This is a genomic window from Amycolatopsis sp. 2-15, assembly GCF_030285625.1.
In the GTDB taxonomy this organism is placed as follows: Bacteria; Actinomycetota; Actinomycetes; order Mycobacteriales; family Pseudonocardiaceae; genus Amycolatopsis; species Amycolatopsis carbonis.
In genome coordinates, this window is sequence record NZ_CP127294.1 from 3,697,216 (window position 1) to 3,710,762 (window position 13,547).

Genomic DNA, 13,547 nt, shown 5'->3' on the forward strand with positions numbered 1-13,547 from the left:
ATCGTTACGCTCGGGGGCTCGTCCGACCCGGGGGGATGATCTGGCGTGCGGAGCCGTGGCGGGGCGGTGCTGCTGGTGGCCCTGGTGGTCGACTCGGTGGGCAACGGGTTGTTCCAGCCGCTGTCGGTGTTGTTCTTCGCGAAACTGACCACGGTGCCGTTGGCGCTGATCGGCGTGCTGCTCAGCGCGGCGAACGCGCTGACGCTGCCGGTGCCGCTGATCGCCGGGCGGCTGGCCGACCGGATGGGTCCGTGGGTGCTGGTGGTCGCCGCACAGGGGGCGCAGGGGATCGGGTTTCTGCTGTTCACGCGCGTGACCGGGCCCGCGGGGATCTTCCTCACCGCCGCGCTCGTGGCGGTCGGGGTACGGTTCTTCTGGTCGTCGGTGTTCACGGCGGTGGCGGATTTCGTCGACGGCAGCGAGAAACCGCGGAGCAAGGACTCCTGGTTCGCGTGGATGAACGTCACGCGCACGGCCGGGCTGGCCATCGGCGGCCTGATCACCGGTGTTGTGGTCACGATCGGCACCCCGGCCGCGTATCGCGCGCTCGCGTATGGCTCGGCGCCCTGTTTTCTCTGCGCGGGCGTGGCGATCGCGGCGCGCGTGCGGGCGCCGCGGCGTGCGGAAAGTGACGCCGGTGGGTACCGGGGGATGCTGCGGGCGCGGCCGTTCCTGGCCTTCACGGGGCTGAACGCGGTGTTCGCGTTGACGAGCATGATGCTGGCGCTCGGGCTGCCGGTGTTCGTGACCGTGGGGCTGCACGGTCCGCCGTGGCTCGCGCCCGCGATGCTGGTGGGCAACACCGTGCTGCTCACGGTCCTCACCGCGCCGGCCGTGCGGCTGGTGTCGCCGCTGCGCAGGACGCGTGTGCTGATGGCCTCGGCGGTGCTGTGGGCGGCGTGGTGCCTGGCCTTCGCGCTGCTGGTGCCGGGGCAGCTCGGCTGGGTGGTGCCGGTGCTGCTGGGCGCGACGTTCCTGTTCACCGCGGCCGAGGCTGTGCACGGGCCGGTGTCGCAGTCGCTGGCCACGGAGCTGTCGCCGCCGGGCGCGCGAGGACGTTACCTGGCGGTGTTCCAGTACTCGTTCACGGTCGCGAGCCTGGTGGCGCCGGCGTTTTTCACCACGTTGTTCGAGGTTGGGTACTGGCTGCCGTGGCTGGTCCTGGGCGTGGTGAACGTGTTCGCAGCGCTGGCCGTGCGGTGGCTGGAGCGCGTGATCCCCGTCGCGGCTACGACTTAAGGATTACGCGGGTCGAGCCGTCGAGCCGATTCGGGCCGGCGGCGCGCGCTCTCATACTGGACCCATCGAGTCCGAAGTGGACCGACGAGAACCAGGGAGAGGACCGATGACCATCCCCACCGCGCTGGCCGCCGCCGCCCAGGACGGCCCCCACGCCGCGAACATCGCCGTCGTCGTCGGGATCATCGCGTTGATCCTGATCCCGGTGGTGTTTTTCCTCGCCGCGCTGATCAGCGTGCTCGGCAGCCCGCTGACCGGCGGGATGAAGCTGGTGTGGGTCGTGTTCGCGTTCTGCGCGCCGTTCCTGGGGCCGCTGCTGTGGTTCCTGGTGGGGCGGCGCAGCGCCGAGGCCGCGGCGTATCGCTGAGTACATTGTGGACGGCAGCGGCGGACGGGTCCCTGGACCCGTCCGCCGCTTTCGTCAGCTCACCTGCAGGTCGACGCAGGAGTAGAACGCGTTGGTCGTGTCGGCGATGTTCCAGATGGCCAGCACGGTCTGGTGGCCCGTGCGGTTGCCCAGGTTCACCGAGTGCGACACGGTGGCCGGCGGCACCTGGTTGTTGCCGCTGAAGCTCGCGACGCGTGTGTTGCCGATGTAGTACTCGTACGTGCTGGTCTTGTGCCGGGCGGTGAACGTCCAGTCGAACGTGACCGTGCGGCCGGTCGCGGTGGCGCGCCAGGGCTTGCTGTTGTCGTTGAGCTCGGCGAAGCGCGCGACGCCGCCGTTGCAGGTGCGCTGGCCCTTCGGGCCTTCCACGCTCTGCGGTTCCCACTTGATGTCGCCGCAGGACACGATGTTCTGCGCGCATTGCGCCTGCCGGCTCGCGGGCGCGTTGACGTAGCCGTGGGCGCTGGCCGTGCCCACGGGCCCGACCAGCACGATCACGGGGGCGATCGCCGCACCGGCGAGGGCGGCCACGAGCTTGCGGTTCGTTTTCATACCGGGCTCCTTCGACAGCGGTGCCCGCTCCCACGGATGGCCTTGAACGGGCGCGATCGAGCCGCCGCGTGGGAGGTGCGCGGGCGGGGAGAGGGGAGCATGTGGTCTAGACCATACAGGAAAACGGTCTTTTCGGTCAAGAGGTGCAACTTCTGGAGTAATCGGACGACCCTCGCCGGCTAGTGCATACTGTATGCAGTTTGGTAGCCTGGGCGCGTCCGACCGCTTCGTTTCGTCGAACACGGAGGCTCTCGCCGCGATGTACACCGTCACCGACCCGGCCACGGGTGAACTGATCGAGCAGATCGAGAACTCCACCGACCAGGAGGTGCGCGACGCGATCGCCCGCGTCCACCGCGGTTACCTGTCCTGGCGGGAACGCCCGGTCGCCGAACGCGCCGAGATCGTCGCGCGCGCGGGTGAGCTGTTCGCCGAACGGTCCGACGAGCTCGCCGCCATCATGACCCTCGAGATGGGCAAGCGCATCAACGAAGGCCGCGGCGAGGTCGGCATCGTCGTCGACATCTTCTCCTACTACGCCGAACACGGCCCGTCCCTCATCGCCGACGAGCCGTTGAAGATTCGTGGCGGCGACGCCGTGATCCGCAAGGAGCCGATCGGCGCCCTGCTCGGCGTGATGCCGTGGAACTTCCCCATGTACCAGGTCGCGCGCTTCGTCGCCCCGAACCTGGTGCTGGGCAACACCATTCTCCTCAAGCACGCGTCCATCTGCCCCCGCTCGGCCGTCGCGATCGAGCAGGTCCTGCGCGACGCCGGCGTGCCGGAGGACGCGTACGTCAACGTCTTCGCCTCGTCACGTCAGGTCCCGTCGATCCTCGCGGACCCGCGCATCGTCGGCGTTTCGCTCACGGGCAGCGAACAGGCCGGCATCTCGGTGGCCGCCGAGGCGGGCCGCAACCTCAAGCGCTGCGTCCTCGAACTGGGCGGCTCGGACCCGCTGATCGTCCTGGACACCGACGACCTGGACGCCACGGTTGAAGCTGTCGCCACCGCCCGCCTGCGCAACTGCGGCCAGTCCTGCAACGCACCCAAGCGGATCATCGTGGTGGGCGACCTGTACGACCCGTTCGTCGAGAAACTGACCGCGCGCGTGGCATCTTTTTATCTGCCCGGCGACCCTTCCGACCCGTCGACGAAGCTCCCGCCCCTGGCCTCCGTGTCCGCCGCCGACGAGGTCTTCGAACAGGTGGAGACCGCCGTCCGCCAGGGCGCGGTCCTGCGAACGGGCGGCCGCCGCGTGGAAGGCCCGGGTGCGTACCTTTCGGCCACGGTGCTCACGGACGTGACTCCGGAAATGGACGCCTACCGCGACGAGATCTTCGGGCCGGTGTTCCTGCTGTTCCCGGCCGCTTCCGATGAGGAGGCCATCTCCATCGCCAACGACTCCCCGTTCGGCCTGGGCGCCAGCGTCTTCGGCACGGACCCCGCCCGCATGCGCGCGGTCGCGGACCGGATCGAGTCGGGGATGGTGTATTTCAACAAGTCGGGCGGCTCGCAGGCGGATCTGCCGTTCGGCGGGATCAAGCGCTCGGGGATGGGCCGGGAGCTGGGTCCGTTGGGGATTGAGGAGTTCATGAACAAGAAATCTATACGCCTCTGACCTGCGGTTTTGCCTTGTCAGGCGCCCTCGGGCCGTCGCTGGGCCGTCACGGATTCGGTGGCGGCCCGACGCGGCGCGAACACCTTGTCGGCGGCGGCCCGAGCGCGCTTGTGGCTCGACGGCACGAGGTGGGTGTAGATGCGGAGGGTGTAGCCGGGGTCGTGGTGGCCGAGGTACTCCGCGACTTCCTTGATCGAGACGCCCTGTGCGAGCAGCGACGAGGCGTAGAAGTGCCGCATCGCGTGCATCCCGTCGCGCCGGTCCACGTAGTCCAGCCCGGCCGCAGAGAACGCGGACTTCCACTCGGTCTTGGTGAAGTTCGAGCCCTTGATGATGTGCCATACCGGCTTGTTCCGGTACTGGCGTGAACGCCGCAGAACCCGACTGATCAGCAGCCGCACCGTCTCAGGACGCCCGCCGGGTTCGAGCCAGGGGAGCGTGAGCGGGACCGGCTCGTACATCGCCAGGTGGCCGTCGATGCCGTCGAGTACGCCCGCCCCGAGCGGGACCACACGCGTCTTGCCTCCCTTGGGCGGGGAGAACACCGGCACGCCGCCGATCCACCGGATCTGCCGCTGAACGTTGACGATCATCTCGTCACGGTCGATGTCGTCCGGGCTGAAGCCGAAGATCTCCATCTGCCGAAGGCCGAGGCCGGCGCCGAGCGGAACGACCACGGTGTACTCCGGCGGCAGGGCGAGCTGAACCGCGTGCACACGTGACTCAGGCCAGGGGATCACCTTGCGCTGTGCCGGTTTCGGCCGCTTGATGCTCTTGGCGCGACAGGGGTTCGACCGGATCTTCTTATCGTCGGCCGCAGCCTGGAGTATCGCCGAGACCGTGTCGAAGAGGATCGCGCGGTAAGACGCCATGAGGCCCCGGCCGCCCTCCTTCTTCGGTCGCTCCAGCCAGTCGAGCCAATCGCGGATCGTGTCGGTCTTCTCGACCAACTTCAGCGGCTTGTCGCCGAGGAACGGGAATATCCCGGTCTTCAGGTGGCTGTTGACCGTCTGGCGAGTACCGGCGTCCGCAGACTGTCCCTTCTGCCATTGCGCGGTGTACTCGCGGAACTTCTCGTCGCCGGACTCCGGTGCGATGTACTCTCCGGTCAGCACGTCGTGCTGCATCTTGGTCAGGAAAGCGCGGGCCCGCGTCAACTCCTTGTCCGGAAAGGACTTGGAACGTTCGTTGCCCTCGGCATCGAAGTACCGGACCTTGTAGCGATCTCCTTTGCCGAAACGTTCAGTCTTCTCGCGGACCACGTGCCCTTTGGCGTTCAAGACCGGCTTGCCGTTCCCGTCCGTCTTCGGCCGCCACCAGCGGTCCTGTACGTGACCTTTCATGCCACCTCCTCAGTTGTTGGCTGAACACGGCTCCTCCCCACGCCTCACGGTCGAGACGCGGGGAGGAGCCGTCGCACGCGGCAGTTACGCGGCTTCTGTTGTTCCGTGCCGGGTTTCGAGCCATCGGCGCACCGTCTCCGGGCTGTACCGAACGTGTTTCCCGATCTTCATCCAGGACGGGCCGTAGCCCTTGAAACGCCAGTCCCGCAACGTCTTCGGCGGAATCCCGAGGAAGGCGGCCAATTCGTCCGGCGACCACAGGCCTTCCACACTCACCACCGTGACTTGTGCGCTCATAGAACCTCCCTTCGTCAGGCCGCTTGCAGAGTTGCCGAAGTTTCGGGCGGCCCCTGAGCGGCAAGTAGTGCCCGGTCGTATTCGGCTTTCCATGTGATGCGTTCGGCGATCCCGCGCATCACGAGGTGCTGCCGGGGTGGCACTTGCGGGTCGGCGGAGTCGACCTTGCGCCAGACGAGCCGGCCTGGATCCGGTTGAGGTTTCTCGATTCCGACCGCGGCGAGGGCCTGCATCACGAACGCCTTGCGGTCGGCTTTGTGGTCCATCAGCGTCTTCCCGGACCACTTGCGCGATACGAGCACCCGCCGGCCCGGCAGCCCGAGCGTGGTTCGCCGGTGCGCGCGTCCCTTGCAATGCCCGGGGGTGAGCTTTCCGCTAGCGCCCTTGGGTTGGATCCCGTAGAGCAACCAGACCGAGCACCGCGGCGAGCACGGAGTGACGGCAAGCTCGGCGTGCAGCCGGTCGTGGTGATCGGCCAGTGCCGCCGTGTCGGCCTCGACCACTTCCCCTGTGGACTTGGTCAGGTACTTCGTGAGGTAGCCGATGTGGCGGCCCGCCTCGTCGGTGCCGCCAAGGATGCCCTTGGAGTGCACCTGCCGGCCAAAGGTCACCACATGCACCGGTGTCTCGACCTGGTCGACCGCGTCGTCCCAGCTCATCAATGGTTCCCGGGTCCCTGGGTCGACAAATCCACGTACCGGTCCGTCCCAGAGGGGGAGCCGGTCGGTGTAGACGATCTCGTCATGGTGGGGCCACCACACCTGGTGGTAGGTGGCTTCGGTGACCTGCCGGATCACTTCGTGCGGCACCGACCCACGGATAGCGGTGTGCAGGTGCGGAGCGGTCCGCTTCTGCGGCTCCACCGTGGCGAAGTACTGCACATCCCAGCCGACGACCCGGCGCAGGTTTTGCCACCACCGATCCACCAGGGCGGAGAAGTGCACGGCGTCGCGAGCCGCCCGCCGATAGTCGTAGGTGGCCGGGTTCACCGGGGCTCCGTCGCCACGCACGGGCCCGTAGGTGTCGCAGGTCAGAGTGACGAACATCGACGGGCGGAATCGGCCCGCGTATTCGCGTCCCACGGTGGTTTTGGCGACCTTGCGGCGCGGCAGGTTGGGTGCGTCCTGCCGCCTCTTCGTGGAGCGTTTCACGGGCCGTTTCGTGGGCGCGTCGATCGACGGGAGACGCCCGCGGACGCCGAGAGCTCGTAGTTCTTCGTCGACGCTGCGGATCTCGTCCCGCAGTTCCTCCGCCTCGACCTCGTCGCGCTCGACGACCTCGCGATACGAGGCCACAAGATCAGCCCGATAGGTGAACAGCTCCGTCTGATCTTCGGTCGGTTTGTCAGGGGCGAGGTCGGGTTCCTCGGTCATGTGCCAGCCCTCGCGGCACTGGACCTGTCGCAGAGCCTTGGCCTTGCGCGCGCATGGCAGGCACACGGATTCCACGGTGGACCCGCAGGGCACCGGGACGTACCGGAGTTCGCCGGTGTCGGGGTCGCCGACCTCCATCGTGAATGGCCGCACGCACACCCCGTGCTTCTCCGCCGTCGCCCGGATGACGTCGTCGGCCAGAGGTGCCCGCATCCGCTCCGCTCGTGTCTCGCTCATCAGGCCGCAACCTCACCGGGCATGGTCCAGTGCCGCAGCAGATACACCGGCATCGATTGCTTCGCACCCGCCGGAAGATCGGGGAACACCCGCGCGTCGAACGGGACACCGCCGTACACCCGTACCGGGATCCCGCACGGGGTGCGACCGATGATGGACAGATGTACCGAGTCGCCGTCCGGCACTCGCCACAGCGTCGCGGTCACGTCGTCGAGGGTGTTCGCCCAGACCAACAGAGCCCCGGCGACCTCGGCTAAACCGTCCACGTCGAGCTGCACCGTGATCGGCCGGGACCACGCGGTGACATCCAGCGACGCGACCGGCGGCAGCTGGTACAGGTCCAGGTGGTCCCGGATCGCGTCGAGGAAGGTCATCAGCTGGTTCATACCGTCGCCCCCTGCACTCGGGTGCGCAGGTCAGCGCGGCCGCCGTTGGTGACGTACTGCTCCAGAGCCTTGACTGTCTCGTCCGACACCCAGCCCGCCCGCACACGCAGCGGTTCGCGGATGCCCTCGCCCCACACGTAGCCGACGCCGGCCTCCGAGTCGCCGATGCGGTTCGCCCAGGCACCGCGCTCGTAGGCGCCGTCGCCGAGGACCATCCCGACGTGTGTCTTCGACGTGACGCGCAGGCAGACGCGGCGGGTGAACAGCTCCCGCACCGGGACCGTGTCCTTGGTGGGCTCCTGCACGTAACCGCGGACCGAGATCCCCAACGCCCGACCCTGCGTGGTCAGCAGCGCGACGCGTTCCACGATCGCGTCCCGAGTCTTGCGATCGGTGTACTTGGTGAGCGCGCCGATCTCGTCGAACTCCAGCAGCTCCAACGGGTACTGCGTCGACACCGGGATCGTCCGCACCTGTCCGGCGAATGCCTGCTTTCTGCGCTCCATCTCACCGACGAGCGCATCCAGGACCTCCAGCGCGTCCTTACCGGACACTGCGTAGCGGGCGAAGATCCCGCGCCCGTAAGCGAGTTCCATCCCCTTCGGATCGATCCCCGACATCCGGACCACGCCCGACCGGATCGCCGACGCGGCCGAGACCAACGGGCACCACATCACCGAGTTCTTGCCAGCACCCGACGCGCCAGCCGTGAGAATGTGCGAACCTGCACCAAGCAGCGGAACCTGCCACGGCTTGCCGTACTCCGTGCGCCCGGCCCACACCTTCCGCAGATCAACGCCCGTTCGCTCGACCGACGCCACATCCGGAACAGGCAGCGAGTGCACGACCGAGCCGAGCAGGTCACGGCGCTGGTAGTCAATGGAGACGATGTTCGGTTCCAGCTCTCGCACCTGACACCGCGAGACCTTCCGCGCCACCGCCAACGCCCGCGCGGCCTCGTCGAAGTCCTCCGGCTTCTGGCCGGCCACCAACTCCACCCGCACTTCGTCCCACGACGGCCCCGAGCGCACCTTGAGCACCTTCGGGACCTGCACTCCGGCGCGATGGGACGTCGAGCGGGAGACTGCACGACGACGGCCGACGAGATTGACGTTCACCACGACTGGCAACGCTTCGTCCCGCACCGACAGGCCGCAGGCATGCAGCCAGCCCGGGAGTTTGCGCGCGTAGACGAACCACCGTGCCCACCAGGAGCGCAGGAACCGCCAGCACCGCTGATCGAACGAGACCACGTCCACGAGCCGCCATGCGGCGAGCACGACACCGATTCCGCCGAGGGTGGCCGCCAGCGAGATCCAGCCCAGAAGCTCGCACCAGACGAGCAGTCCGATCACGGTGAGGCTCGTCCGCCAGCGCTTGACGACCTGAGCCACCAACCAGAACACGCCCTTGCACAGCCACCACAGGGCGACGAACACGATTGCGGCCGCTGCCAGAGCTTCCGCCACTGAGGCGAGCGCACGGCCGATCTTGTGCAGGACCCAGACCACGAGGCCGAGACTGGCAAGGGAAACCACGAGGAACCCGGCAGACAGGTGCATCACCGGTCACCCCGCTCGACCGACAGGTCCAGTGGCAGGACGCCCAAGCATGCCGCGCACCTGGTCTCGCCGGGCAGGAGCTTCGCGAATCGCTTACAGGAATTACAGCGCGTCCGGGTGACCCCCGTTGACACGCGTCGCTTGCCATCGTTTAGCGTTGTCATTGTTCACTTCCGCTGGTTGTGGACAGCGCAGGAGCGGCAAGGTTGGTAGCCAGGTTCCGCTTCTGCGCCTTACGGATCGCAGCACCCGAATCAGGGCGTGTTTCATCGCCACACGTCCGAGCGTGCGTTTTTTCTGTCTTTGTTGAGTTTGTTCGTCTACATGCGACTAGTTGTGCTTCGCCTTCTCCGCCTCTATCCGCGCAGACACCTCACCCGCCTTCCGGGTCTCGTAGCCGACCCAATACAAGGCTTCGTGGTGGTGCCCCCGATCCACGTCCGCCACCGTCCGGTACATCCGAGCGTTCGACTGGTGAAAAGCCAGCCACGCCGACAAGTTCGCGTCCGGTGCAGGTCGACGACCGCTCGCCGTATCGTGCGCAGCCCTCAGCGTCTGCGGTTCAGTCTTGGTATTCATCGCTTGCCCTCAGTTCCGTGGCGCGTGCATCCAGCAGCGCCGCCATCTCGTCTGCGTTGTCCCGTAGTTGCCTCAGCAGCTCCGCGCACCCATGCCACGCACCGACGTCATCCGGCGGGCTCAACGTGAGCACGCACCGCGCACCCGACAGCACCAGCAGCGGCGGGCGGGCCGGGTCGGAACCGCTCTCCTGCACCGCCAGCTCCGCCTGCGGACCGACGATCCATTGCAGACTCAACACCTCGCCCGCCTCCGCTGTGTCCACCAGACTCACGCGGCCTTCGGTGACTCAGCCGCCGAGCTGGACCGCGCGGTCTTCGTGCCCGAACCGTTTGCCACGGCGCGGAAGCCCGTCGCGCGGAAGACGTAGGACTGGTACTTGAATTCGCCCTGCCCGGCGACCTTCGGCTCCGCAGTCAGGCCTTCCAACTCGATCGGCCGCATGCCGGGCAGCACTTCGCTCGTCGTCGGCACCGGCTGGACGTCCGCGAGAAGAGTGATCTCGAACGACGCCCGCTTCGCGCGGGTTTCCGCCGGGTCAGTGACCATGACCTTCCACTGCCGCTTGCCCGTCACCTCGTCGATCCGCTGACGCGTCGGCCGTCCCGCGGCCCGATCCTCACGCGACTGGTACTCGTTGTCCGGCGACACCTCGCCCACCATCACCAAACCCTGCGAGAACGCCTCGTCGAAGCCGATGCCGAACCGGTATCCCTTGTCGATAGCCATGCTGATTTCCTTTCTGCTCTGCGTTTTCGGGCGCGCTCAGTCGCGCTCTTCTGCCCACTGGTCGCCGAGAGGGGAGGAGTACGTGCGGGTCCGATTCTGCGTCTCACACCAGTCGCCGAACTCGTTGGCGGCTTCGGCGAGGCTCCGCGCGAACCGAGCGGTGTCCAACAGCCCGCCGATCCGCGCCGGTACCTGAATCGTGATTGCGCTTTCGTCGCTCCCGGCCACCAGCTGGCGGACCCCCGGGGAAGGCGACACGACGGCAGCGCCGTACCCGACGAGGGGCTGAATCACCACGTGAATGCCCATGTGCTCTCCCGATGTCTCGGCTTCCGCACGCCCGATTTGGCGCGCTGAGACCAGGAGACACCCGGGCAGGAACGATCACCCGGACAAACTGTCCGGGTAGGTTCGAGCAGGCATTGTGGGCTCTTCGCGGTGCCCCTCGCGGCTCGCAGCCGCCGCTAGCGGCGCACTCGGACGGCACAGCCCCTGTCGCGCTAGTGTGTGGTCCCGTGATCGTTTGGCTGAACGGCACCCATGGCGCAGGCAAGACGACGACCAGCGCCCTCCTGCAACCGCTGCTGCCTGACTCGCGGGTGTTCGACGCCGAGAAGGTGGGTGAGACCCTGATGGACATCAGGCCAGGGCTGCCCGAGACGGACAACTTCCAGCACTGGCCACCGTGGCGGCCCCTGGTCGTCGAGACCGCCGCGCGCGTCCTGGACTACGCCGGCGGCATGCTGGTGATCCCGATGACCGTCCTGGTCGAGCAGTACTGGCGCGAGATCAGTGCAGGCCTCGCCGAACACGCCATTCCCGTGCGGCACTTCGTCCTGCACGCCGACCAGGCGACGCTCCGCCGGCGCATCGAGAGCGAGCACGCCATTCCGTCGCCGTTCCGTCTCAAGTATCTGGAGCCGTACGCCGAGGCGGCCCGGACGTGGTTGCACGCCGAGGCCGAAGTCGTCGACACCACGCACCTCACCGCCGCAGAGGCGGCCGCGCAGATCGCCAAGGCCCTCAAGAGTTGAGGTCGTCTGCGACAGAAGGGCGCTAACGGTCGCCCGGCACTGCCTTTTCGATGGCGTCCAACATCGCTGACCAGGGCAGCTCTCTGCCCGGAGCGCTCCGCGGCTCGTGCAGCGGCCAGACGTCGTCGCCGTAGAGCAGGTGCACACCGACGCGGCGAAGGTTCTCGATGTGCACGTCCCAGAACGGTTGACGCGCGTGCGCGGCATTGACCCGCGGGAACACCACCACGGGCAGGTTGCGGGTGCCCATGGCCTCGTTGACCTGCGTCAACGCCTGGTTGTCTGCGATCCCGAGCGAGAGCTTCGCGACCATGTTGGCCGAGGCCGGCGCCACCAGGTAGCAGTCCGGCGCTGGGTGCGGGCTCGTCTGCGACGGAGAACGCGGCTCGACCCGCACCGGGTAGCCCGTGGCCGCTTCAATCTCGGCCAGCGCGCCAGACTCCGCCAGCCACCCGCCGGCCGTTGGCGTGAGGGTGACCGCGACCGTCCACCCTGCGGCTTGAGCAGGACGGATCAGCTTCGGAAGAAGGTCTTCCACTCCACCAGCACCCGAGCCGACCAGCCCGAGAACGCGCGACGTCATTCGCCTACCTCACCGCGCCGCAGCGCTCAGCCAGCGCGAGCAGCGCCGAGGATTTTTTACCTGCCGATGCCGGAGCGCGCCGGTACATCGACCGCACGACCTCTCGCACCATCGTGTTGTGCCGGACGATCGTCGGGGCTTTCGTCTCGGCTTCGAGCAGCACTTGCAGCGCGTCGTCATCCTTGGCGACCAAGCTCAGCGCCCGCGCGAAGTCGATCAGGTGTGTCACCTGTCGCTCAACCGGCAGGTGGTCGACGTTGATCCGGGGCGCGGACTCGATCACCTGACTGACGTCGCCGAGGTCCAGCGCCGCGGACAACCGATGCAACTCGACGTTGGCCGGCCCGAAGCCGGTCTGCCAGTAGTTCGCGTCCACGCCAAGCTGGTCAGCCGCGTGACCGGCGTGGCCGAGAAGGTCATTCGCCGTCGACCGGTCTTGGTGGCGGGCCGCCGCCACAGCAGTGCGCAGGTAGAGCATCCCGTAGAGGCTCAGAGCGCCCGGATCACCTTCCGCCATCCGGGGCAGCAGCCATTTGGCCGCGACGTCCCCCAGCTCAAGTGCGTCGTCGAACCGCCCCACAGCCAGCAGTGCATGCGTTCCCGACCGTGCAGCCGACGCCAGCACCAGCGGATCATCGGCGTCGTCAGCGGCCTGCATCGCCCGTTCGGCCGCAATCCACGCGAGGTCGGCCTCACCGATCTTGCTCAGCGTGGTCGCGGCGAGGTGATGAACCCGAGCCGAGACGGCGGCGCATGCCCGTTTGTACGCCGCGTCATCCGCGGAAGCGGCCTCCATCGCCTGGCTGGTCTTGATCAGTCCAGGCAGGGCAGCGACGACCCGGCCCAGCTCGCCCTTTTGGTAGCTCGACCAGGCACCTTCCACCAGCCGCGCGACCGGCGCTGGGTCGATGTACTCCGGCGACATCGCCGATGAAAACAGCGTGCGCGACAGCCGACGGGGCGCCATGAGCGCGTCCCGGATGGCCGGCACATCGTCATTCTTCTCGTGATCCTCCATCAGGACCGGCTCGCCGAGGAGGTCACCGAGCGTCACCCGCAGCGCTTGCGCGACCTCCGCCAGCACGTCCAACCTGCGGATATCCCGCTCACCGCGCTCGATCTTGCTCAGCCAGTCCTCGGAGCGGCCCACCAGGTCAGCAAGCACCGCCTGCGACAGTCCACGCCGCCGCCGGTAGAAGGCAATACGCTCCCCGATGCTGAGCTGGTCACCCGCACCACGCATGACATCAGGATAACAGTATGGAGCGCGCGCTGGAGCTGCTCAGGAGACCAATCCGCCGACGGCTAGACTTCGGACTTCAGGGTCTTTCAATGCAATACTGTTGAGCAGTCGAAGCAAGATCTGTGGCGCAATTGACTCACCTACGTGCGAGCAATACTTCTATTCCACCATTCATCAAACGGAGGTCTTTCCCCGGCTGGGTATATCTCACAGTAGTCATTTTTGTACAGTGTGTTTAGTGGTGGAACATTCCAGCAGGCGGATCCGTCGGCAAGCCACCGATCATGCCAGTCACGGGTCTTTCTCGAATCTACGCGCCACTCCGCACGTATCGATCGGCCCAATAACTCCTTTTGAAACCGGTGAAAGTCTCGACCTGAT

Annotated in this window: 16 protein-coding genes; 4 read left to right on the forward strand and 12 right to left on the reverse strand. The window is 67.2% G+C overall.

Annotated elements, in window-relative coordinates; genetic code table 11:
• The first annotated feature begins 45 nt into the window (after positions 1 to 45).
• Both QRX50_RS18225 and QRX50_RS18230 read left to right on the forward strand, forming a co-directional pair.
• Positions 46 to 1,239: an MFS transporter gene (locus QRX50_RS18225; protein ID WP_285973130.1), complete on the forward strand. Its 1,194-nt coding sequence runs from the start codon at positions 46 to 48 to the stop codon at positions 1,237 to 1,239.
• Positions 1,240 to 1,345: 106 nt separating this feature from the next.
• Positions 1,346 to 1,606 carry a PLD nuclease N-terminal domain-containing protein gene (locus QRX50_RS18230; protein WP_285973131.1) on the forward strand — a complete coding sequence of 87 codons (261 nt, stop codon included), beginning with the start codon at positions 1,346 to 1,348 and terminating at the stop codon, positions 1,604 to 1,606.
• Between the two features lie 54 nt (positions 1,607 to 1,660).
• Here QRX50_RS18230 and QRX50_RS18235 read toward each other — a convergent pair whose 3' ends face one another.
• Positions 1,661 to 2,179: a lytic polysaccharide monooxygenase auxiliary activity family 9 protein gene (locus QRX50_RS18235; RefSeq protein ID WP_285973132.1), complete on the reverse strand. Its 519-nt coding sequence runs from the start codon at positions 2,177 to 2,179 to the stop codon at positions 1,661 to 1,663.
• Positions 2,180 to 2,438: 259 nt separating this feature from the next.
• Here QRX50_RS18235 and QRX50_RS18240 point away from each other — a divergent pair, with 259 nt between their 5' ends.
• Positions 2,439 to 3,800 (forward strand): NAD-dependent succinate-semialdehyde dehydrogenase, encoded by a 1,362-nt coding sequence (locus QRX50_RS18240; protein ID WP_434533349.1) that lies wholly within the window; start codon positions 2,439 to 2,441, stop codon positions 3,798 to 3,800.
• 17 nt (positions 3,801 to 3,817) lie between these two features.
• On the opposite strand, the gene QRX50_RS18245 is transcribed toward QRX50_RS18240, so the two are convergent.
• The 9 genes from QRX50_RS18245 to QRX50_RS18285 form a co-directional block, all read right to left on the reverse strand.
• Entirely contained in the window at positions 3,818 to 5,143 is a 1,326-nt protein-coding gene (locus QRX50_RS18245) for a tyrosine-type recombinase/integrase (RefSeq protein ID WP_285973134.1), read from the reverse strand.
• Positions 5,144 to 5,227: 84 nt separating this feature from the next.
• Positions 5,228 to 5,440, reverse strand: coding sequence for a helix-turn-helix domain-containing protein (locus QRX50_RS18250; protein WP_285973135.1), 213 nt, complete (start codon positions 5,438 to 5,440; stop codon positions 5,228 to 5,230).
• 14 nt (positions 5,441 to 5,454) lie between these two features.
• The gene (locus QRX50_RS18255; RefSeq protein WP_285973136.1) at positions 5,455 to 7,050 is read right to left on the reverse strand and encodes a replication initiator; all 1,596 of its coding nucleotides are present in this window, start codon (positions 7,048 to 7,050) and stop codon (positions 5,455 to 5,457) included.
• Positions 7,050 to 7,436 (reverse strand): hypothetical protein, encoded by a 387-nt coding sequence (locus QRX50_RS18260; protein ID WP_285973137.1) that lies wholly within the window; start codon positions 7,434 to 7,436, stop codon positions 7,050 to 7,052. Before QRX50_RS18260 ends, QRX50_RS18255 begins: the two co-directional genes overlap by 1 nt.
• The gene (locus tag QRX50_RS18265; RefSeq protein ID WP_285973138.1) at positions 7,433 to 8,998 is read right to left on the reverse strand and encodes an FtsK/SpoIIIE domain-containing protein; all 1,566 of its coding nucleotides are present in this window, start codon (positions 8,996 to 8,998) and stop codon (positions 7,433 to 7,435) included. The genes QRX50_RS18260 and QRX50_RS18265 overlap by 4 nt, the downstream gene beginning before the upstream one ends.
• A 330-nt stretch (positions 8,999 to 9,328) precedes the next feature.
• Entirely contained in the window at positions 9,329 to 9,577 is a 249-nt protein-coding gene (locus QRX50_RS18270; RefSeq protein WP_285973139.1) for an AMED_5909 family protein, read from the reverse strand.
• Complete coding sequence (locus tag QRX50_RS18275; RefSeq protein ID WP_285973140.1) at positions 9,561 to 9,851, reverse strand: hypothetical protein; 291 nt, start codon at positions 9,849 to 9,851, stop codon at positions 9,561 to 9,563. The genes QRX50_RS18270 and QRX50_RS18275 overlap by 17 nt, the downstream gene beginning before the upstream one ends.
• On the reverse strand, positions 9,848 to 10,306 hold the full coding sequence (locus QRX50_RS18280; RefSeq protein WP_285973141.1) for a hypothetical protein: 459 nt from the start codon (positions 10,304 to 10,306) through the stop codon (positions 9,848 to 9,850). The genes QRX50_RS18275 and QRX50_RS18280 overlap by 4 nt, the downstream gene beginning before the upstream one ends.
• 36 nt (positions 10,307 to 10,342) lie before the next feature.
• Positions 10,343 to 10,615 carry a hypothetical protein gene (locus QRX50_RS18285; RefSeq protein ID WP_285973142.1) on the reverse strand — a complete coding sequence of 91 codons (273 nt, stop codon included), beginning with the start codon at positions 10,613 to 10,615 and terminating at the stop codon, positions 10,343 to 10,345.
• 206 nt (positions 10,616 to 10,821) lie between these two features.
• On the opposite strand from QRX50_RS18285, the gene QRX50_RS18290 reads away from it, so the two are divergent.
• Positions 10,822 to 11,340: an AAA family ATPase gene (locus tag QRX50_RS18290; protein WP_285973143.1), complete on the forward strand. Its 519-nt coding sequence runs from the start codon at positions 10,822 to 10,824 to the stop codon at positions 11,338 to 11,340.
• 22 nt (positions 11,341 to 11,362) lie between these two features.
• Here the strand turns inward: QRX50_RS18290 and QRX50_RS18295 are convergent, their stop codons facing one another.
• Together QRX50_RS18295 and QRX50_RS18300 are read right to left on the reverse strand one after the other, a co-directional pair.
• On the reverse strand, positions 11,363 to 11,923 hold the full coding sequence (locus QRX50_RS18295; RefSeq protein WP_285973144.1) for a flavoprotein: 561 nt from the start codon (positions 11,921 to 11,923) through the stop codon (positions 11,363 to 11,365).
• A gap of 4 nt (positions 11,924 to 11,927) precedes the next feature.
• Positions 11,928 to 13,166, reverse strand: a complete 1,239-nt coding sequence (locus tag QRX50_RS18300; protein ID WP_285973145.1) for a helix-turn-helix domain-containing protein — start codon at positions 13,164 to 13,166, stop codon at positions 11,928 to 11,930.
• Between the last annotated feature and the right edge of the window lie 381 nt (positions 13,167 to 13,547).